General features: G+C 67.6%; 23 protein-coding genes. 6 read left to right on the top strand and 17 right to left on the bottom strand.

Annotation, left to right across the window (positions count from 1 at the left end):
- Positions 1-154 precede the first annotated feature (154 nt).
- Positions 155-967, top strand: coding sequence for a DNA-formamidopyrimidine glycosylase family protein (locus PCK14_RS18580; protein ID WP_269940006.1), 813 nt, complete (start codon positions 155-157; stop codon positions 965-967).
- A 3-nt stretch (positions 968-970) separates the two neighbouring features.
- Here PCK14_RS18580 and PCK14_RS18585 read toward each other — a convergent pair whose 3' ends face one another.
- Positions 971-1,618: a maleylpyruvate isomerase family mycothiol-dependent enzyme gene (locus tag PCK14_RS18585; RefSeq protein ID WP_269940007.1), complete on the bottom strand. Its 648-nt coding sequence runs from the start codon at positions 1,616-1,618 to the stop codon at positions 971-973.
- Between the two features lie 161 nt (positions 1,619-1,779).
- Here PCK14_RS18585 and PCK14_RS18590 point away from each other — a divergent pair, with 161 nt between their 5' ends.
- Positions 1,780-2,610, top strand: coding sequence for a CPBP family intramembrane glutamic endopeptidase (locus PCK14_RS18590; protein ID WP_269940008.1), 831 nt, complete (start codon positions 1,780-1,782; stop codon positions 2,608-2,610).
- A gap of 16 nt (positions 2,611-2,626) precedes the next feature.
- Here the strand turns inward: PCK14_RS18590 and PCK14_RS18595 are convergent, their stop codons facing one another.
- Positions 2,627-3,280 (bottom strand): hypothetical protein, encoded by a 654-nt coding sequence (locus PCK14_RS18595; RefSeq protein WP_269940009.1) that lies wholly within the window; start codon positions 3,278-3,280, stop codon positions 2,627-2,629.
- A gap of 143 nt (positions 3,281-3,423) precedes the next feature.
- Between PCK14_RS18595 and PCK14_RS18600 the strand changes: the two genes are divergently transcribed.
- Positions 3,424-4,350 (top strand): pseudouridine synthase, encoded by a 927-nt coding sequence (locus tag PCK14_RS18600; RefSeq protein WP_269940010.1) that lies wholly within the window; start codon positions 3,424-3,426, stop codon positions 4,348-4,350.
- A 40-nt stretch (positions 4,351-4,390) separates the two neighbouring features.
- Here the strand turns inward: PCK14_RS18600 and PCK14_RS18605 are convergent, their stop codons facing one another.
- From PCK14_RS18605 to PCK14_RS18660, 12 genes are all read right to left on the bottom strand, one after another.
- The gene (locus PCK14_RS18605) at positions 4,391-4,741 is read right to left on the bottom strand and encodes a hypothetical protein (RefSeq protein ID WP_269940011.1); all 351 of its coding nucleotides are present in this window, start codon (positions 4,739-4,741) and stop codon (positions 4,391-4,393) included.
- Positions 4,738-5,337, bottom strand: a complete 600-nt coding sequence (locus PCK14_RS18610; RefSeq protein ID WP_269940012.1) for an Asp23/Gls24 family envelope stress response protein — start codon at positions 5,335-5,337, stop codon at positions 4,738-4,740. Before PCK14_RS18610 ends, PCK14_RS18605 begins: the two co-directional genes overlap by 4 nt.
- On the bottom strand, positions 5,334-5,903 hold the full coding sequence (locus tag PCK14_RS18615) for an RNA polymerase sigma factor (protein WP_269940013.1): 570 nt from the start codon (positions 5,901-5,903) through the stop codon (positions 5,334-5,336). The genes PCK14_RS18610 and PCK14_RS18615 overlap by 4 nt, the downstream gene beginning before the upstream one ends.
- A gap of 110 nt (positions 5,904-6,013) precedes the next feature.
- Positions 6,014-6,271, bottom strand: coding sequence for a GlsB/YeaQ/YmgE family stress response membrane protein (locus PCK14_RS18620; RefSeq protein WP_269940014.1), 258 nt, complete (start codon positions 6,269-6,271; stop codon positions 6,014-6,016).
- A 24-nt stretch (positions 6,272-6,295) separates the two neighbouring features.
- Positions 6,296-6,907 (bottom strand): hypothetical protein, encoded by a 612-nt coding sequence (locus PCK14_RS18625; protein ID WP_269940015.1) that lies wholly within the window; start codon positions 6,905-6,907, stop codon positions 6,296-6,298.
- A complete protein-coding gene (locus PCK14_RS18630) occupies positions 6,904-7,512 on the bottom strand; it encodes a hypothetical protein (protein ID WP_269940016.1) in 609 nt (202 codons plus the stop codon). The genes PCK14_RS18625 and PCK14_RS18630 overlap by 4 nt, the downstream gene beginning before the upstream one ends.
- Positions 7,509-7,901 (bottom strand): hypothetical protein, encoded by a 393-nt coding sequence (locus PCK14_RS18635; RefSeq protein WP_269940017.1) that lies wholly within the window; start codon positions 7,899-7,901, stop codon positions 7,509-7,511. Before PCK14_RS18635 ends, PCK14_RS18630 begins: the two co-directional genes overlap by 4 nt.
- The gene (locus tag PCK14_RS18640; protein ID WP_269940018.1) at positions 7,898-8,089 is read right to left on the bottom strand and encodes a DUF2273 domain-containing protein; all 192 of its coding nucleotides are present in this window, start codon (positions 8,087-8,089) and stop codon (positions 7,898-7,900) included. Before PCK14_RS18640 ends, PCK14_RS18635 begins: the two co-directional genes overlap by 4 nt.
- Complete coding sequence (locus PCK14_RS18645) at positions 8,086-8,586, bottom strand: Asp23/Gls24 family envelope stress response protein (protein ID WP_269940019.1); 501 nt, start codon at positions 8,584-8,586, stop codon at positions 8,086-8,088. The genes PCK14_RS18640 and PCK14_RS18645 overlap by 4 nt, the downstream gene beginning before the upstream one ends.
- 135 nt (positions 8,587-8,721) lie before the next feature.
- Positions 8,722-9,027 carry a hypothetical protein gene (locus PCK14_RS18650; protein ID WP_269940020.1) on the bottom strand — a complete coding sequence of 102 codons (306 nt, stop codon included), beginning with the start codon at positions 9,025-9,027 and terminating at the stop codon, positions 8,722-8,724.
- 162 nt (positions 9,028-9,189) lie between these two features.
- Positions 9,190-12,009 (bottom strand): phosphoenolpyruvate carboxylase, encoded by a 2,820-nt coding sequence (gene ppc, locus PCK14_RS18655; protein WP_269940021.1) that lies wholly within the window; start codon positions 12,007-12,009, stop codon positions 9,190-9,192.
- A gap of 136 nt (positions 12,010-12,145) precedes the next feature.
- Positions 12,146-12,697 (bottom strand): SRPBCC family protein, encoded by a 552-nt coding sequence (locus PCK14_RS18660; RefSeq protein WP_269940022.1) that lies wholly within the window; start codon positions 12,695-12,697, stop codon positions 12,146-12,148.
- A 101-nt stretch (positions 12,698-12,798) separates the two neighbouring features.
- On the opposite strand from PCK14_RS18660, the gene PCK14_RS18665 reads away from it, so the two are divergent.
- Positions 12,799-13,605 (top strand): DUF1684 domain-containing protein, encoded by an 807-nt coding sequence (locus PCK14_RS18665; protein ID WP_269940023.1) that lies wholly within the window; start codon positions 12,799-12,801, stop codon positions 13,603-13,605.
- A 43-nt stretch (positions 13,606-13,648) separates the two neighbouring features.
- Here the strand turns inward: PCK14_RS18665 and PCK14_RS18670 are convergent, their stop codons facing one another.
- Positions 13,649-14,866, bottom strand: coding sequence for an acyl-CoA dehydrogenase family protein (locus PCK14_RS18670; protein WP_269940024.1), 1,218 nt, complete (start codon positions 14,864-14,866; stop codon positions 13,649-13,651).
- On the bottom strand, positions 14,863-15,648 hold the full coding sequence (locus PCK14_RS18675) for an SDR family NAD(P)-dependent oxidoreductase (protein ID WP_269940025.1): 786 nt from the start codon (positions 15,646-15,648) through the stop codon (positions 14,863-14,865). Before PCK14_RS18675 ends, PCK14_RS18670 begins: the two co-directional genes overlap by 4 nt.
- Before the next feature lie 123 nt (positions 15,649-15,771).
- Between PCK14_RS18675 and PCK14_RS18680 the strand changes: the two genes are divergently transcribed.
- A complete protein-coding gene (locus PCK14_RS18680; protein ID WP_269940026.1) occupies positions 15,772-16,836 on the top strand; it encodes a glycoside hydrolase family 76 protein in 1,065 nt (354 codons plus the stop codon).
- A 48-nt stretch (positions 16,837-16,884) separates the two neighbouring features.
- Here PCK14_RS18680 and PCK14_RS18685 read toward each other — a convergent pair whose 3' ends face one another.
- Positions 16,885-18,132 (bottom strand): trans-sulfuration enzyme family protein, encoded by a 1,248-nt coding sequence (locus PCK14_RS18685; protein WP_269940027.1) that lies wholly within the window; start codon positions 18,130-18,132, stop codon positions 16,885-16,887.
- 113 nt (positions 18,133-18,245) lie between these two features.
- Between PCK14_RS18685 and PCK14_RS18690 the strand changes: the two genes are divergently transcribed.
- Positions 18,246-18,737 (top strand): Lrp/AsnC family transcriptional regulator, encoded by a 492-nt coding sequence (locus PCK14_RS18690; protein ID WP_269940028.1) that lies wholly within the window; start codon positions 18,246-18,248, stop codon positions 18,735-18,737.
- Positions 18,738-18,861: the final 124 nt, after the last annotated feature.

Below are 18,861 nucleotides of genomic sequence, written 5' to 3' on the forward strand. Positions count from 1 at the left end.
CCACCGGGTCTCGACAGGCTCGACCACCAGCACCCACTCGGGCACAGGGAGCTCACCGTGCCTGAGGGCTTGGCGGTGATTGAGCCTGTCGAAATCTCCACCGGGTCTCGACAGGCTCGACCACCAGCACCCACTCGGACACCGGGAGCTCACCGTGCCTGAGGGCGACACCGTCTGGCGCCAGGCCAAGGATCTGCGCGCCGTCCTTGAGGGGCGGGAGCTGGTGTCCAGTGATTTCAGAGTCCCCGCCCACGCCACCTTGGACCTGGCCGGATCCACTGTCACCTCCGTGCAGTCCCGCGGAAAGCACCTGCTCATGTTCGTGGCCGGACGGGTCATCCATTCACACCTGTCCATGGAAGGGCACTGGGACATTTACCCCGTGGACGTCACCGGCCGGGCAGCAAAATGGCGCCGGCCCGCGTTCACGGCCAGGGTGGTGCTGCAAACCAGTGCGGCGGCAGCCGTGGGCTTCTCACTGGGCACGCTGGAAGTCTTGCCCGAAGCCCGGGTTGGGGACGCCGTCGGGCATCTTGGGCCGGACCTGCTGGGGCCGGACTGGGACGCGGAGGAAGCACTGCGGCGCCTGCAGGCGGATCCGGGCCGGGCTGTGGGGCTCGCGTTGCTGGACCAGCGGAACCTGGCCGGCATTGGCAACATCTACCGCAATGAACTGTGCTTTTTGGGCGGCGCGCACCCCGCTGCGGCCATCGGGGACGTGCCCGGCTTGCCGCGCATGCTCGGGTTGGCCAAGCGGCTGCTGGAGGCCAACAAGGACAGGGCGGCACGGTCCACCACCGGCGGACCTGCGCGCGGAGATGCCGCCTCGTGGGTTTACGGGCTGGCCGGGAAGCCGTGCAAGCGCTGCGGCAGCCTGGTCAGGCACGGCAAGTTGGCCGATCCGGCGTTTCCGGCCCGCGGCGCCCGGGACATTTACTGGTGCCCGCGCTGCCAGCCAGGTCCCTGAGGGCTACTTGGCGGCAGCCAGGCGCTGGCGCAGGGTTTCCACGCCGGGCCCCTGAAGTTGTTCCAGGTAGGCGCCGCGCCCCGCCATTGCCATGACGAGCGCCAGGGTTGGCCCGGTGACCAATGAACCTGTGCCCGCGCCGAAGGGGCCGTCGTCGGCCTTGAGTTCAAGGCCGGCGGCGTTGCTGCGGCTGGGTACGGCGAAGTCCCGGCGCGCGAAGAATTCCGCGACAGGTGTGAGGGCTTCGATGCTGGGAACGTGCGGCAGCCCCAACGGCTGGCGGATGTCCTGAGCGTGCACCACCACCTCGCCCAGGTAGGCGGCGGTGTCGGAGGTCGGCGCCGTGGTGCTGGTGACGATGGCCCGGAACTGCTCCAGGGTCTGTTGCGGGGTGGCCCCCAGATGCTCATTCAGCCGGCGCAGGTTGTGCACGTCCGGGCGGAACCGTGCACCGAGCATGCTGCGGATCCAGCGCCACTGGCCAATGCTCGCCGCGGCGCTCAGGTGCGCCACCACCTGCTCAACGTCCCATTGCCCGCACAGGGTACCGTGGCGCCACTGCTCTTCGCTGATTCCCGCGAGGTCTTCCGCCAGTGCGGCGCGCTCCGCGTGGGCAAGTGCCCACAGTTGGGTGTCCTGGGTTTTGGCCACGGTGTTCCTTTGCTCGGCTCGGGGGATGTCGACTTTCACACTTGTGGGTGTGGCCCGTCGCGGCAAGGCTGCGACGTGTAGCTCCGATAACATCCTATCTAGGGCCGTCCATTGGCCCGATCCGCGATAGCGCTGACCTCAATGACCGAAGGGGACCGATCATGACCAGCCACGAAACATCTTCAGCATGGCAGCGATTCTGGGAGCGGGGCGGCTGGTGGAAGGCCGTGATCCTTGCCGCTGTCTACTTTGCGCTGTATGAGCTGGTCCCCCTTGTCATGTTGCCTATCCTGCGACCCTGGCTGGCTGATCCGGCGTCGGCGTCCTATGTTGTGGCCGGCTTTGTTGTTCCCATCGCGTTCGGCGGGCTGCTGCTGGTGTTGTTTGCCCTTTCCGTGGGCTGGTTCAAGGAATTGTTCGCCCGCCAACCCATCCGGGGAGGCCGCTGGATGTGGGCGGCAGTCGCCGTGGTCCTGGTCTTCAACATCCTGCGCTTTGCCACGACCGACTACGCCGGGGCCGGATTCTCCTACGCCGCCGCCTGGCTGCTGGCGGGCCTGTGCATTGGCTTCGCCGAGGAGGTTCTGACCCGCGGCTTTGTTGTCAATCTGATGCGCAAGGCCGGGCACAAGGAGCTCGCCGTGGCCCTGGTCTCGGCAGCAGTGTTCTCCGCACTGCATGCCGGCAACCTGCTGGGCGGACAGTCGCTGTTCGCCACGGCCTTTCAGCTTCTGTACACCTTCGCGTTCGGCATCTGCATGTACCTGACGCTGCGCGTCACCGGCAACTTGATCTGGCCGGTTCTGCTGCACGCCAGCACAGATCCCAGCATCTTCCTGCAGACGGCGCATCCCGTCGATAGCCCGCTGAGCCAGATCGCGTCCATGGGAAACTTTCCCGTCATTGCCTTGGGGCTGGTTGCCATCTTCTTCATCCGCGGCCAGGTGGCCAGCAAGGACGGCCTCGACGCCGGCTCCCTCGCTGAGCGCTAGCAGCTTCGACGGCGGCCTACAGCTCTGCTGAAACGGTCACAATGACCACCTGGGTGTCCTTGCTGCCGTCATAGCGAAGGTCGTAGCCCACGTTGAAGCCGAGCGCGTTGCCGTCCCCGAGGGAGTAGCTGCTTTTCCTGCCAGGATCGGCCTCGGCCCCGGAGATCCAGCGTTCAGTGACCTCGGCGTCGAGCCCGTAGTCCCGAACGCCGTCGCGCAGCAAATTAACATACTCCTGCAGGCTCGTGGCGGTGAGGAAGTAATAGACGGTATCCAGTTCCGGGCTGGTGTCCGTGGTGCCGAACCTGGCGTGGTCGGTCTCCGCTTCAAGGGTGCCGGCGCTGCCGGTGATGGACAGGCGGAACTTCTCACCCTTGGCGGCGACCACGTCGGGGGCATGGGCGGAATCCGGCAGGCCGACGTCGGACTTGGCGATGGACCCGTCCCTGAAGTCGAGCCGCAATGATTTCGACGCCTTGGCCCGTGCAATGCCCAGCTCGTCCAGGGTTGAGAATTCCGCATTGTCCACCAGCTCTTCCGGCGTGAAGTGCGGCGGTCCGCTGGTTTTCCGGAAGGTGAACCCGCAACCGGCCAACCCCATGCCGAGGGCAGCAGCGGCACCGGCCAGAACGGTGCGGCGGCGCAGCAACGGAGAAGTGGACGGCGACATGCGGCTTCCTTCGGGGCAGGGGATTTCCCTCAGGCTAGCAGCGATGCGCCCGGTCCCCCCATGGGCAGGACTCCCCCACGCCTGCCGTGCTGGCGAGACGGCTGGTCCGGCCTCCTCGGAAGCCTCGGTACCCTTGAATGGTGATGAAATCTCCCCTTCCCGTGCGCAATGGCGTCAATGCCACCCGCATGCGCATCCCCGTTGAGGGCCCCTGGACCACCGCCATGGAATATGTGCTGGACAGGTTCAACCATGTGGACCCGGCAGGGATCGTGGAGCGGTTTGAACGCGGCGAGGTCAAGGCGCTCGGCGGGGAAATCGTCACCCCCACCACGCCGTTGGCCGAGCACCTGTTCATTTGGTACTACCGCGAACTGCCCGTGGAGGAACGGCTGCCGGTGGAGCTGTCCATCCTGCACCAGGACGAGAATCTGGTGGTGGTGGACAAGCCGCACTTCCTGCCCACCACGCCGGGCGGAATGTATGTGCAGGAATCGGCCCTTGTCCGGCTGCGCGTCCTGCTTGATGCGCCGGACCTGGTGCCCATCCACCGCCTGGACCGCATGACGGCCGGCGTGCTGCTGTTCTCCGCCAATCCGGAGACCCGCGGCAAGTACCAGCTTCTGTTTGAGAAGCGCCGCATCGAAAAGACCTACCGCGCCGTGGCCCCCGTCCGGGAAGACCTGGAATTTCCGTTGGTGGTCCGCAGCCGCATGATCAAGTCCCGCACCTACCTTTTGGCGCAGGAAATTGTGGGCGAGCCCAATGCGGAAACCCGCATTGAGCTCATGGACACCCGCGTGGATGCCGCAACCGGCCAGACGCTGGGCCTGTACGACCTCCAGCCGCACACGGGCAAGACCCACCAGCTGCGCGTCCACCTGGCATCGCAGGGCATCGGCATCGTGAACGATCCCTTCTACCCCGTGCTCCACGAACAGGCTCCGGACGACTACACCAAGCCGCTGCAGCTGCTTGCCCACAGCATCTCCTTCACGGACCCGCTGACCCACCAGCCGGTGAAGTACTTCTCCCAGCTGGAGCTGTCGGAGTTTCCGGACCACAAGTAAGACCCGCAGCTGGTGGCGTCAAAGCCGCGCCCGGCCCCGCCTACACGCCGATCGCCGAAATCTCCACGACGGCCTTCACCTCCACCCCGGGACGCTGCACGGCCACATGGGTGCGGATTCCGGCCGCGACGGCACGGGCCAGCCCTGGCGCCGGCAGCGAGCCGTCAGTGCCAATCCGCACCCGCACACTCATGGCGGGAGCGGCACCCGGCACGCCGGCGTCGTCAGCTTCTTCGGAGCACACCACAAACGGCACGGGCGCGGCCTCGCCGGGGCCCAGCAGCGAGCCCAGTTGTTTCACGGCCGTCAGCCAGACGGGGTCGGCCGCGTAGACCGCTGCCACGCCGTCCATGCCCAGCACCAGCTGGTGAATCTCAGCTTCAAGGCTCATCGCCCCTCCTCCCGCGTCCCGTCACCGGCGGAGCCTGGCGGCGCCGGAAGTGGCGGACGAATATCGGTGAAGGCCACGTGCACGGCGGCCACATTCAGTTCGGTCTCCAGCAGCAGCTCCTGAATAACGGCGACCCGCAGTTCATCGGCGAGGGCCGGCAGCGGGTGCCCGTACCGAGCGGACACGTTGATCCGCACTTCCACCGGAGCACCGGCGGTGGACACCTCACCCTCCAGCCTGCAGCGCCCAATCAGCACGCCGCCCAGTGAATCGCCCACGGCCCGGACCATGGCAATCACGGCACCTTCGGTTTCGGTGAGCTCATCCAGCGGGCCGCCGGACAGCGGAATGGGGCGCCCGGCACGGGTTTCCAGCCGCAGGTTGGCGAGCATGCCGTCGAGCCAGCCGGCGTCGTCGGCGGAGGCAACGTCGCTGTCCATCAGGTCCAGGGCAGCCGCACTGAGGCTGCGCAGCCCGGCCAGGCGCGCCTGGCATTGCGGGCAGTTCTCAATGTGCCAGGCATCCGGAGACGCCCCTGTGTCGAGGTAGTCGCTGAGGTCTTCGATGCGCCGGCCGCAGTCTTGCGTGGGGTTCATCGCCATTCCTCCATTTCGATAACGAGCGTGGTTCGTGCCCTGGCCAGCCGGCCGCGCACGCTGGCGGCGCTGATGCCCAGCGTCCCGGCAATTTCTTCATAGGACTGGCCGCCAAATTCCCGCAACACCCAGCATCTTCGCTGTTCCTCCGGCAGCCTGGCCAGTGCCGCGTTCAAGGCACGACGCGCGGACCCGGCCACCGCCGACTGCGCCGGGCCGGGTGTGTGGTCCGGCGCTTCGGGGCGGTCCTCGAGGTTGTCGTGGACCTTTCGGCGCCTGCCGGTGTCAACGGCCCTGTGCCCCACGATCTTCATGAGCCAGGCCTTCACGGCCGCGCCGTCCTGCAGCGAGCCAATGTCCCGCCATGCGGTGATCAGCGCCTCCTGCACCACGTCGTCGGCCTCTTCATAGCTGCGCGCCAGCCTGCGGGCATAGGCGCGCATGAGCGGGCCATGCCTGCGGGCCAGGGTTTCAAAGGCTGCCACATCGCCGTCGCCGGCACGCTCGGCCAGGATGGCGTCGGGGATGTCGGGCCCGGTTTGTGGCAAATCCTGCGGATTTTTCACCGGTGTGCACCCTTTCCGTAGGTTCCGGCCGGCTCCCACCAGTTGGGAGCGAGCCTACGCGAAGTGCCGCCCCGCAGGCCTGAGGGGCCTGCAGGGCGGGACGTTTATGGCTACTTGCGGCCCTTGATGGCACCGTAGGCGGCGGCAACCACCAGGCCGCCGGCGATGGACAGCAGCCACGTCTTGATGTTGAAGAAGCTGCCCAGATCGGTGTTGAAGATGAGCGATCCGAGCCAGCCGCCCACGATGGCCCCGACCACGCCCAGGATGATGCTGGTAACCCAGCCGCCCTGGACCTTGCCCGGCATGACGGCCTTGACGATGGCCCCGACGATCAGGCCGAGGATGATGAAACTGATGAATCCCATGATGTTCTCCTAGTTGCTTGTTGCTTATGCCACGCGTTCAGTGCGGGCAAACTTGCTGCGGGTTCCTGAGGTGATCCGAACCAGCACGGGAAGCCGGGTGCCCAGGAGGATGTCCAGGCCCTCCACCAGATGGTCGACGGCGGCCCCCACCTCGGCGGGCGAGGCCCCCTTGCGCACCTGGACACTGATTTTCAGTCCGGTTGCGCCTCCCGTTCCAGGCGTCTTCCAGGACTGTGCCTTTGCCGAAAGCACCTGGGGGTTGCCCGCCAGCGCCTCCTTGATGGCCTCGGCGGCCACGGCCGTGTCCACAGTGGTGTTGCCGCCGGCGCCCTCCCGGCTGGCCAGTTGGTTACTGCGGCCTGTGTCCTGCGACGCCATCCAGCACACCAGCAGCACGCCCGCCACGATAATGGCGGCGAAAGCGGCCACGGTCCACCAGCTGGTGCCGGTCCCGGGGATGCGTGCCTCCGCGAGCTGCTGCTGGGTTTGCGCCCAGGCACGTGTTCCGGCCATGGCCCAGTCCCGGGCGAACGACCCGCTGGCCCCGGCCCATGCGGCAGCGAGGCCGACAACCATGAGCACTGCCCCGAGCGCCCCCAACAACGTGCGGTTCAGTCCGCGGTGGGTGCCGTTCATGCCCCCACCGCCCCGTGCTTGTCCCCGGGTTTGTTCAGGGAGACGCCCACGGCCAGGGCCCTGCGCAGCCCGTAGCCGGCAACTTCGTGTTCCACGGCCGCCCTGACGGCAGCTGTGTCCACTGCCCTGCCTGTGACGGGCCGGACCACTACGTCCAGGCGCCTGCGCCCCACGCTGCATGTGACCTGTTCCGGCGCGAGCCGGGCCTCGGTGCGTGCCGCCCGTGCAGCGGCCGATGCCAGGACCTGCGCATCAACCACCACGGCGGAGCGCGGGTTGGCCACAATGTGCCGCGCCTTGGTGCCGGGCAGCACGGCCGCCGCCAGCAGGGCCAGGCCCAGCAGTGCCACGGCTGCGCCCGCCGCAATGAGTGCGCCGGGGATCGTGGTTGCCGGCAAGGCAATTGATCGCTGCGCAAGTTCGGCGGGCGGGAGCAGCAGTGCCGCGTTCCCCGTCGCCGAGAGTGTGAGTTCCACGGCCAGCCATACAGCGGCCAGCAGCAGCACTGCTGCCACGGTGATGGACAGGGCTGCCCGGCTGGAGCGTGTTTCACGCCGGTTTAGCCGGTTGACCAACTTCGGATTGCTTGAGTCCTGGTTTCTCATCCCACCCTCCCTGCAGCAGTGTTCTTCCCGTGGTGGATGCCCGTGAACCGGATGTCCACCCTTGCCACGGACGCACCCGACAACTCCTCGATGCGGTCGGCAACCACGGACCGGGCCCGCGCTGCGCGCTCAAACACCGTGCCGCCGTCGTGCCCGGCCTTGGACCCGGTGGGGCCGTGCGGCCCAAGCTGGAACGCCAGGGGCAGCGCGAGTGAGACGCTGAGTTGCCCCTGCTCGTCGCCGATCCCGGCCCGCACGTCACGCCGCGGGACCGTAAAGGCCTCGGCGGCTATGGCTGCGGCCAGCTGGTGCATGGTCCCGGAGGAGATGCTGGTGTATCCGGCACGCACGCTTGCTTCCGCTTCAGGGCCCAGCGTGCCGGCGCTCATCGCGAGGTGCGCTTGCCGCGCAGGGCGTCCAGTGCGCCGCGGAGGTCAATCCTGCCGCGCACGCTGCTTCCGGCCACGGCTCCGGCGGCCATGAAAAGAGCCACTAGGAGCATCGCCCAGAACCCGAAGGCCAGGGCCGAGATGGCCAGGACGGCGCCTAGTGCGGCGCCGGCCAGGGTGGCACTCATGAGACGCGGGCTTCGCGCTGGCCGTCCTGCTCGTCGTCGACGCGCTTGTGGGAGGCCTGCTTTTCCTCTGACTCGTCCGAGGCAATGTGGATGTCTGTGATGGACACGTTGACCTCCGTGACCTCCATGCCCACAACGTCTTCAACGGCCGCGTAGATGGCGTCGCGGACGTCTTCTGCGACCTTCTGCAGCGGGTGCGGGTACTCCACCACGAGCGTGACGTCGACTGCCACCTGGGTCTGGCCAACTTCCACGCTCACGCCCTGGGTAAGGTCCTTCTGTCCCACGGCTTCGCGCAGCGATCCGAGGGCGCGGGCTGCGCCGCCGCCGAGCGCATACACGCCGGGGATGTCCTGGGCCGCGATGCCGGCCACCTTGGCAACAACGCCGTCCGCCACTGTGGTGGTGCCGCGGCTGGTGGCTGTCTGCCGTGCCGCGGCAACGGTGGCCGGGCTCGTGGCTGCGCCCTGGTTCTTGTTCTGAGGCTGAGTAGTCAAAATAATCACTCCCGAAATTCTTCGTGTCCGATATTTCTTCAAGCTCGGTGCCGTTTGGCGCCTACACAACTAAGGCGTGTTGAGCCGGGGAATCGTCACGGTCAATTTCATGTGATCCGCATCACAGGCCTGGAACTAGAGGCTGAGCCACTTTCCGGCGGAGCGGCGGAAGGTGCGCAGGGCACCCGTGGTGGCCACCTCGTTGACTCCGTGGGCCATCGAGACGGCGGCGTTGCGCGCAAACTGGTTCTCGGCGTCGTACTCGCTGGCCTCAACCATGAAGCGCACAGTGATGCGCGGGACGCCGGCCACGATGTCCAGTTGGTTGGCTTCCACCACATGGGCGGAACCGACTGCGGCAACGGCCATGTCCATGACCTCCTCGGGGGCGTGGCCGGGGCGCAGGCCGGTGATTTGGATCGTGGCGCGGAAGGAAGGCATGGTTCCAGCCTAGGGGAACAGGGCACCACGCAAAAATGACACCGATCCCGCTTTCTGACACCGGGATATCGGTGTCAGAAAGCGGGATCGGTGTCATTTCTCAAAGCGGGGGTCTCGACAGGCTCGACCACCGGCGACCGGCTCGACCACCGGCGCTGGCGCTTACCCCGTGTTGCGCAGGCCCGCGGCCACACCGTTGATGGTGATCAGCATGGCGCGCTGCAGGCGCTCATCCACGTCTGCCTTGGTGATGTCGGCCTCGCGGACGCGGCGCAGCAGTTCAACCTGCAGGTAGGAGATGGGGTCCAGGTACTGGTCGCGGACGTTCAGGGAACGCTTGAGCAGCGGCTGGTTGTCCAGCAGTTCGCCCTCGCCGGTGAGCAGCTGGATCTCGGCCACCGTGAGGTCGTATTCGGCGCGGATCGTGGCGAACAGGTGCTGCAGCTCGGCGGGCACCAGGGTGCGCACGTAGTGGGCGGCAATGTCCATGTCAGTCTTGGCCAGCGTCATTTCCACGTTGGAGATGGTGGAGGAGAAGAAGTGCCAGTTTTCCAGCATTTCCGTAAGGTCCGCGGACTTGCCGGCCTCGCGGGCAGCCTTCAGGCCCGAGCCCACGCCGAACCAGCCCGGCACGATCTGGCGCGACTGCGTCCAGCCGAACACCCACGGGATGGCGCGCAGGCCGCCCAGGCCGGAGCCCGAGTCGGGGCGCTTGGACGGGCGTGAGCCGATGTTCAGCGAGCCCAGCTGCTCCACGGGGGTGGAGGACAGGAAGTAGGCCGGCAGGTCCTCGTGGTCGATCAGCGTCCGGTACGTGCCGAAGGCGGCGTCGGACATGACCTCCATGATGGCGCCGAAGCGGCCAAGATCGTCCTCGGAGTGGCGCGGCGCCTGGTGCAGGGCCGAACCCTGCATGACGGCGGCCAGCGAGAGTTCCAGGTTTTCGCGTGCCAGTTCCGGCAGGGAGTACTTGTCGGAGATGACCTCGCCCTGTTCGGTGAACTTGATGGCGCCTTCCAGGACGCCGTTGGGCTGGGCCATGATGGCGTCGTAGGTGGGTCCGCCACCGCGGCCCACGGAGCCACCGCGGCCGTGGAACATGCGCACGTTCACGCCGTGCTTGACCGCGACGTCGCGCAGCTTGCGCTGGGTCTTGTGAATTTCCCACTGCGAGGTCAGCACGCCGGATTCCTTGTTGGAGTCCGAGTAGCCGAGCATGATTTCCTGCACGTCGCCGCGCAGGCGGACCAACTCGCGGTAGGACGGGTCGGAGAGCAGCTGGTCCACGATCTCGGCCGAGGCACGCAGTTCGTCAACGGTTTCCAGCAGCGGCGCGAAGCCAATCTTCGCGTAGCGGTTCTCGCCCGTGAGCTGCACCAGGCCGGCCTCGCGGCCCAGCACGGCAGCGGCCAGGACGTCGTCGGCTCCGCGGGTCATGGAGATGATGTACGTTTCGATGACATCCGGGCCGTAGGTGCGCAGGGCGCGGCGGACAACGCGGAAGACGTCGTAGGTGCCGTCGGCAATGCCGTCCAGCTTGATCGGGTGGCCGGACAGCGGGCGGTGGCTGGCCAGTTCGGTGCTGAGCACTGCCAGGCGCCCGGCACGGTCCAGCTCGGCGTAGGGCTTGCCCAGGTCGCCAACACGGTCCATGAGCTGCCCGACGGCGTCGTGGTGGTAGTCGGCGTGCTCGCGGATGTCCAGGGTGGCCAGGTGCAGGCCGAAGGAGGCGATGGCGCGGCGCACGGAGGCGAGTGCGCCGTCGGCCACCAAGGCTGCGGAGTTGTTCCGCAGGGAAACTTCCAGCAGCTCCAGGTCGGCAATGAGCTCGGCGGTCTCGCTGTAGTCGCGGCCAACCTCATGGTAGGAATCGTTGGCAACACGCTTTTGGGTGTTGATCAGCTTTGCCTTGATGCACGTGAGCTTGAGGCGGTAGGGCTCGTCGGCGTTGAGCTCCAGCACGCGGGGGTCAATGTGCGGCAGGTGCGCCAGGTCGGTGGCGATGGATTCGGTCAGCGCCGCGTCGGCACCGTACAGGGCGCTGGAGTTGGAGAGGACGCTGAGCAGCTCATCGATCAGGACCAGGGAGATCTTCACGGCGTTCTGGTTCTGCAGGACCAGCACATCGCGGGTCACCTCGGAGGTGACGTTCGGGTTGCCGTCGCGGTCGCCACCGATCCAGGAGCCGAAACGCAGCGGGGCGGCGTCGGCCGGCAGGGAGACGCCGTGCTGGCCCAGCAGGTCGCTGAGCTCGGTCAGGACCTCCGGCATGGCATCCGTGAGGATGTTGCGCAGGTAGTAGATCGCGTTCCGGGCCTCATCCATGGGGGTGGGGCGGACCTTGCGCAGCTCGTCGGTCTGCCACATCTGGTCGATGATTTCGGAGAGCTTGCGGTCCTGGCGGGCGCGTGCCGAGGTGCCCTCTTCGGAGGGTGTGGCCAGGATGTCGGAGAGCTTGCGGATCTTGTCCAGCACGGAGCGGCGCGATGCCTCGGTGGGGTGTGCCGTGAAGATGGGGCGCACGTCCAGCTCGTTGGCAACCTTCTGCAGCGCCTCGGTGCCGGCCTGTTCGGCGATCTCGGTGACGGCCTTGGCCAGCCAGCCATCCTTTTCAGCGCGTGAACGCAGGCTGCGCACGCGGTGCACCTGCTCGGCGGCGTTGGCCAGGTGGAAGTAAAACGCAAAGGCACGCACCAGGTCGGTCGCCTGCTCCAGCGGCAGGGAGGAGAGCACCTCGCGGACCTGCTCGGCGACGTCGTTCGCGCTCCACGGGCCGGTGCCGGACTCGCCGCGGGCCGCTTCCTTGGATTCCTTGGTCAGCAGGCGAACCTGCTCCACCATGGCCAGCAGCTCGGGGCCGTGCTGGCGGACCAGGGATTCACCCAGCAGGGTGCTGACGCGGCGGACATCGGCGCGCAGGTCGGTGTCCTGCTCCTGGTTGTTCGCGGGGCCCTGCGGGTTGGGTTGCAAGTCTGAGCTCATGAGTCAGCGTCCTTACGGTCTGTGAATCTGGGGTGCTCGTATGCCACGTTGAATACGGTCGGGCCCTTGGCAGGGCCGTTTGGATCCTACGCGGCGCAGGTGCACGGGAGCCAATCCGTCTCAAATAGTGACGGCGTCAGCGGGCCTGGTATTGGGCGTGGATTTGCTCCCAGCAAGGGTAAAAGTCGTCCCACCAGCGCTGCCAGTCCACGCTCTTGCCTTCAAGGGCGTCGCACAGGTGGTCCAGGTGGAAGTGCCAGCCGGCCAGCGACATGAGCACCACCTCCCCGGGCACGGCCACGGTGTTGCTGAACGTCAGCTTGGTGCCGCCGTTCTCGGCCTCAAGTTCAATGCGGATCCGCCCGTGCATCGAGTTGGAAAGCTCCAGCACCCGGGGCTCCTGCGCCTCGGTGACGCGGCCGTTCCACCAGTCGGTTTCAATGCCGTGGCCCTCGTCCTTGACGTTGAGCCACTTCAGGTCGAAGGAGGATCCGGTGCGGGCCTGGCCACGGACCTTGGCCCACCACATCTGCGTCTTTTCGGGGTCCGTCAGCATGGCCCAGACGGCCTCGGGGGCTGCGTCGTAGTGCCGGGTGAAGACCAGTTCGGTGCTTTCGGCATCCACGGCGGCAGTGGTGCCGAGCGGGAACCGGGTCATGTCCTTGTTGAATGTTGCGTTTGATGCCATGGAACCATTCTTCCACCACCGGCCGCCGCCCGCCGTGGAATAGCCGCCCGCCGGGGCCCGTTGTGCCTAGAGTGGATCAACCGCGCATTCCAAGGAGCCCCATGAGCACGAACGCCGCAGAACTCGACCGCCTCACCCAGCGCTGGGAGCGGTTCCGCACGGGCCGCAATTCGGCCCTCGCCTCGAAGGACGGCTGGCTCACGCTGACCGCCTTCCACTGGCTGCCCGGTTCCCCCGCCGCTCTGCCCGGCATGCCCGGGCTGTGGAGTTCCGACGGCACGACGGCGTCACTCACCGCTTCGGCCGATGACCACCTGACGCTGGTGGAAAGCGGCGAGGCCGTGGTGGGGACGATCTCCACCGAACTGTCCGATGAGGAGTCCATCAGCTGGGTTTCCTTCGGTTCCGTTGTGGTGGAGCTGGGCATGCGCGCCCACCGCTACATGGTGCGCACCCGCGACGCACAGTCCCCCGTGCTCACCTCCTTCACCGGCGTGCCCGTTTTTGGCTACGATCCGGAGCTGGTGGTGACGGGGAAGTTTACCCCCTACGACGCACCCCGCAACGAGGCCATTGAAACCGCCCACCCGGAAGTGCCCGGCGTGGCGAAGCTGGTGGGCGAGGTGTCCTTTGAGCTGGCCGGGACCCCTTACACGCTCGCCGCCGAGGAAGGTCAATTGGGCTCCCTGGTGGTTTCCTTCCACGATGCCAGCAACGAAGTTTCCACCTCCCACTGGCGCAAGCTGGAACTGACCAAGCCGCGGCCCGACGGCTCAGTGGTGGTCGATTTCAACCGCACCATCAACTACCCCAGCGCCTTCACCGACTTCGGCACCTGCCCGGCGCCCGTCCCCGGCAACACGCTGCCCGTGGCGGTCGAGGCCGGCGAGCGCGACCCGCGCAAGTAGGCAGGCACCGCGCCAACGCTGCGATAGCGCCTGTCCGGCGGCGCTACACGATTGCTGACACGCCCGTGATGGCGCGGCCGGCAATGAGGGTGTTGATCTCGTGTGAGCCCTCGTAGGTGTAGATCGCCTCGGCGTCGGCGAAGATCTTCGCCATCCGGTAGTCGCTGACAATGCCGTTGCCGCCCAGGATGGAGCGGCCCAGCGACACGGTTTCGCGCATGGCCGCCGTGGTGTGCGCCTTGGCCAGCGCCACCTGCGCCATGGCGGGCAGCTGCTTCCCACCTGCCCCTTCAGCGGAGCCGTCCTGCAGCCCGGCAATGCGCACCATCATGGCCAGGGAAGAGGTGGCGTTGCCCAGCATCCGCACCAGCTGGTCCTGGACCATCTGGAACGAGGCGATGGGCCGGCCAAACTGCATCCGCTCCACGGCGTAGGCGCGGGCCACGTCAAAGGCAGCCAGCTGCTGCCCCACGGCCTGCCACGCCACGGAGATCCGCGAGGCCAGCAGCAGCCTGTTGGTGTCCTCGAAGGAATTGACAGTGGCAACCCGGTCCACCTCCGGAACCCGCACGTTCTCCAGCGTGATGTGCGCGTTTTGCACTGTGCGCAGGGCAATCTTGTTCTCGATCTTGGTCCGCACCACCCCCGGCGAGTTGGCGTCGAGGAAAAAGCCCCGCACCTGCCCGGTCTCCGCATCCCTGGCCCAGAGCAGCATCCGCTCGCAGAACGTCCCGTTGCCAATCCAGCGCTTGGCGCCGTTGAGCACCCAGTGGGTGCCGCCGTCGTCCTCCACGCGAAGGGCCGTGGTGGCCATGCCGCCGGCCACGTCGCTGCCGTGGTCCGGCTCGGTCAGGGCAAAGGCTCCCGTGGCGCGCAGGGCCAGCGCGTCGGGGAGCATCCGCGCCTGTTGATCGGCGGAACCGACGTCAATGAGCGCCTGGACAAAGAGGTCGTGGTGGACCAGGAAGAACGTGGCCAGCGAGGTGTCGGTGCGCGTCATTTCCGCCACGACCAGCCCCGTGAACAGGTGGCTGAGGCGGCGGCGGTCAGGGGCGGCCAAATCCAGCGCCGCTATCTTGGGCAGGATGTGGGCCGGAAATTCGGCATCATTCCACCAGCCGGTGGCGTGCGGCGCCACCTCGGCGGCCAGGAATTCGCGCAGCTGCGCCAGCTTGGCTGCCTCCCCTTCGCTGAGAAGGGATTCGAAATCGTAAAAGTCCGCCGCGGGCAGATCCCCGGCAGCCTGCCCGTGCCAGCTCATTTCGGTGCCATCCGGATGGCGCCGTCGAGCCGGATGGTCTCACCGTTGAGCATGGCATTGGCGGCAATGTGCTCCACCAGGGCGGCATACTCGGCCGGCTTGCCCAGGCGGGAGGGGTGCGGGACCTGCTGGCCCAGCGAATCCTGCGCGGCCTGCGGCAGCCCGGCCAGCATGGGTGTTTCAAAGATCCCGGGTGCAATGGTCACCACGCGGATGAGCGAGCGTGCCAGCTCCCTGGCAATGGGCAGCGTCATGGCCGCAACACCGCCCTTGGATGCGGCGTAGGCGGGCTGGCCGATCTGCCCGTCAAAAGCGGCCACGGACGCCGTGTTCACAATGACACCGCGCTCAGGACCGTACTCCCCGGCGAGCGGCTCGGCGGCCGCCATGGCCTCGGCGCACAGCCGGACCACATTGAACGTGCCAACCAGGTTGATGTGGATGACGCGGCTGAACTGCTCCAGCGGCAGCACGCCCTCGCGCCCCAGGACCTTGCCGGGGGTGGCCACGCCGGCGCAGTTGACCACTATCCGCAGCGTGCCCAGCCCGGCCGCGGCGTCGATCGCGGCGCGGACCTGGGCCTCGTCGGTGACGTCGGCCTCGGCGAACACGGCCCGCTCCCCCAGCTCACCGGCCAGTGCGGCGCCCGCCTCTGCGGCATGCGGCAGGTCAACCAGCACGACGGCGGCTCCCGCGGCATGCAGCCGCCTGGCCGTTGCCGCGCCCAGCCCCGAGGCCCCGCCCGTGATGAGCGCGACGGTGCCGTTGCCGGAAATTTCCATGGTTCCTCCTCGTTGAGGTGTCCGGCCGCGGCCGGACCCAGTGCTTCACTGCGTTAATGCATACTAACCAAAATTTGTGCGCGGCAGCCACCGGCTGCGACGGCGGACAGTACGCTGGTTTCCATGACACGGAAAAACGTGGATCCCGCGGACCGCGGACCGGCAGCAGGCACTGAAGTTTCCTGGGCGCCCCTGGCCGAACAGGCGGCAGCTGAGGTCAACGCCCGCTACGGCCACCGCCTCCTGGGCCTGCCCGGGACCTGGATCGGTTCCCTCACGCAAGGCCCCCACCCGCTTCGGCTCCCCCGACGGCCCTGGCCGGAATGGCACTACTGGTGGCAGGCGCACTACCTGGACGCCGTGGTTGACAGCGGCTTTGCGCACTTGCGCAGCGGCTCCCGCCTGGCCGCCCGTGCGGAACTGCAGCGGGGGCATGCCCTGCTGCGCGGCATCCTGCTGCGCAACGCGGGCCGCTTCCCCAACTACTTCTTCGACGACATGGCCTGGCTGGCGCTCGCCGCCGGCCGCCTCAACCAGCTTTCGCTGCGGACCGTGGCCAAGCCGGCCCGTCTGGCCGGGCGCGCCAACACCACCTTGACCGGCCAGCTCCACAGCGCCTACGACGATGTCCTGGGCGGGGGCATCTACTGGTCCCGCAAGCGCGACTTCAAGAACACGCCCGCCAACGGCCCCGCCGCCCTGCACCTGGCCAGGATTGGCGAAACCGACCACGCCCGCGCCCTCATGGACTGGCTGCGCGCCGAGCTGTTCGACCCCGCCACGGGCCTGTACCTGGACGGCGTCCACCCCACGCCCGCGGGCCGCAGCGTGGAAACCACCATTTACAGCTACAACCAGGGCACCGTGCTGGGCGTCCTTTTGGAGCTGGGCAGCCCCGAGGACCTGCGCCAGGCCGCCGCGCTGGTCGATGCCGTGGCCCGGAACCTCGGCGATCCGGCCGGCGGCACCCGTCTCCAGCCCGGGGGCGGCGACGGCAGCCTGTTCACCGGCATCCTGTGCCGTTACCTGGCCCTCGCCGCGCGCGACACTCGGCTTCCGGCGCACACCCGGCGGACGGCGTCGGGCCTTGTCACCGGAACGGCGCAGCAAGTGAAGGGTCTGCCGCCGCGGCAGCTCTCCGACGCCGTCCAGCGCTGGACCATCCTCTCGGCGGCCGCCTCCCTGTAAATGTTCGACGGCGGGCGGCCGGCGGTTGGGTGCCGTGCCCGGCCGGGTTCAGCGTGCGCTGGCGGCGTGGGCCATGTCCGACTGCCCGGTACCGTCCTCCGCAAGTGAGCCAAGCGCCCGGCCGAGGTCGGCCATGAGGTCCTCAACGTTTTCCAGCCCGATGGACAGCCGCACCAGGTTCGCCGAGGGCCGCGCATCCGGGGCCACGGGGCGGTGGGTCAGCGCCGCGGGGTGCTGGATGAGGGAGTCGACGCCGCCCAGGGACACCGCGTGCGTGAACATCCGAACCCCCGAGGTGAGCTGCTTGGCCGCCTCAAAGCCTCCGCGCAGGCTGATGGCGACCATGGCCCCCGGGCCGCGCATCTGGTGCCGCAGCAGGCCCCGGGGGTCACCGTCCGCACCCGGGAAGTGCACCTTTTCCACGGCCGGGTGGTCCGCCAGCCAGGCGGCGATGAGGCGCGCGCTTTCCTGCTGGGCCCGGACCCGCACGGGCAGCGTGGCCAGCCCCCGGTGCAGCAGGTAGGCGCCAAGGGGATGCAGGATGGCGCCCGTGATGGCCCGGACCCGGCGGAGGGCCTCTGCGGTTTTCTCGCTGCAGGCAATGACGCCGCCCACCGCGTCGCCGTGGCCGCCAATGTACTTGGTGGCGCTGTGCAGCGACATGGCGGCACCGAGGCTGATGGGGTTTTGCAGCACGGGCGTGGCAAAGGTGTTGTCCACCAGGACGGGGACACTGCCGGCCTGGGCCACGACGCTGCGGATGTCCACGAGGTCAAGGGTGGGGTTGGCGGGTGTTTCCAGCAGGACCAGGACGGTGTTGGCACGGATCGCGGCTGCCACCCCGTCCTCACCGCAGAACGTGGCCTCCACACCCAGCAGCCCGGAGGCCAGCAGGTGGTCAGTGCCGCCGTAGAGCGGGCGGACGGCGACCACATGCGGCTTGGCTGCCGGGTCGGCCGCGGGGCTCAGGTTTTCCTTGCTGGCCAGGATGGCCGCCGTCATGGCCGCCATGCCGGAGGCAAAGGCCACGGCGGCCTGCGCCTTTTCCAGCTGCGCCAGACCGGATTCAAAACGGGCAACAGTGGGGTTCCACAGCCGGGCGTAGACCGCGCCACCGTCGGGCAGGGGGTGCCCGCCGAGGGCCATGGACTCGTACGAGTCTCCGCCGCGCTCAATATCCGGCAGCGGATTGGTGCTGGACAGGTCCAGGGGAAGAGCGTGGATGCCCAGTGCCTGCAGGTCCTCCCGGCCGGCATGGACAGCCAGGGAGTCGGCATTCATAAGTTCGTAAGTCATGGCACAACCATGAACGAACGTACAGAGAATGCCTAGATAGTTGACTGAAAGAACAATAGAATCGTCGGAATCCGCATTTTCCACCACCGCAATACAATGAGACGGGGGCCACAATGGCGAAAAGAGCGCCGAACGGATCCGCCGCGCCGGCGCTGGACAGCACCGACCTTGCCATACTGCGGGCCCTGTCCACCGATGGCGGGCTGACCAACAAGGCCATTGCATCACGCCTTGGCCTGGCCGAGTCAACGTGCGCCAACCGCCTGCGCCTCATGCGCGATGCCGGGGTCATCCTGGGCAACCGTATTGCGGTGAACCTGGCCGCCCTGGGCTTTCCGCTGCAGGCCGTCATCAAGGTCCGCCTGGGCAGCCACAACGCCGAGCACGTGAACAGCCTCTACGCGAGCCTCTGCCAGGTGCCGGGCGTCATCCATGCCTTCCACGTGGCTGGGGAGGACGACTTCCACCTGCACGTTGCCGTGGAAAACCCGCAGGCCCTGCGCGACCTGGTCCTGCACCACATCACCGTCCACCGGGTGGTCCGCCAAACCGAAACACAGCTGATCTTCGAGGCCCGCACCGGCGTGGGCGTGCTGGCCCCGTAGGGCGTGTCTCTTAGAGCGGTGAGCCAGATGGTGAGGGCGCGGAGAACGGCTCCGTCTCGGTAGGTAGGGGCGAGTTTGTCGTAGCGGGTTGCCAGAGCGCGCCATTGCTTGTAAGTGTTGAAGT

It is taken from the genome of Arthrobacter sp. HY1533 (assembly GCF_027568515.1).
Lineage (GTDB): Bacteria > Actinomycetota > Actinomycetes > Actinomycetales > Micrococcaceae > Specibacter.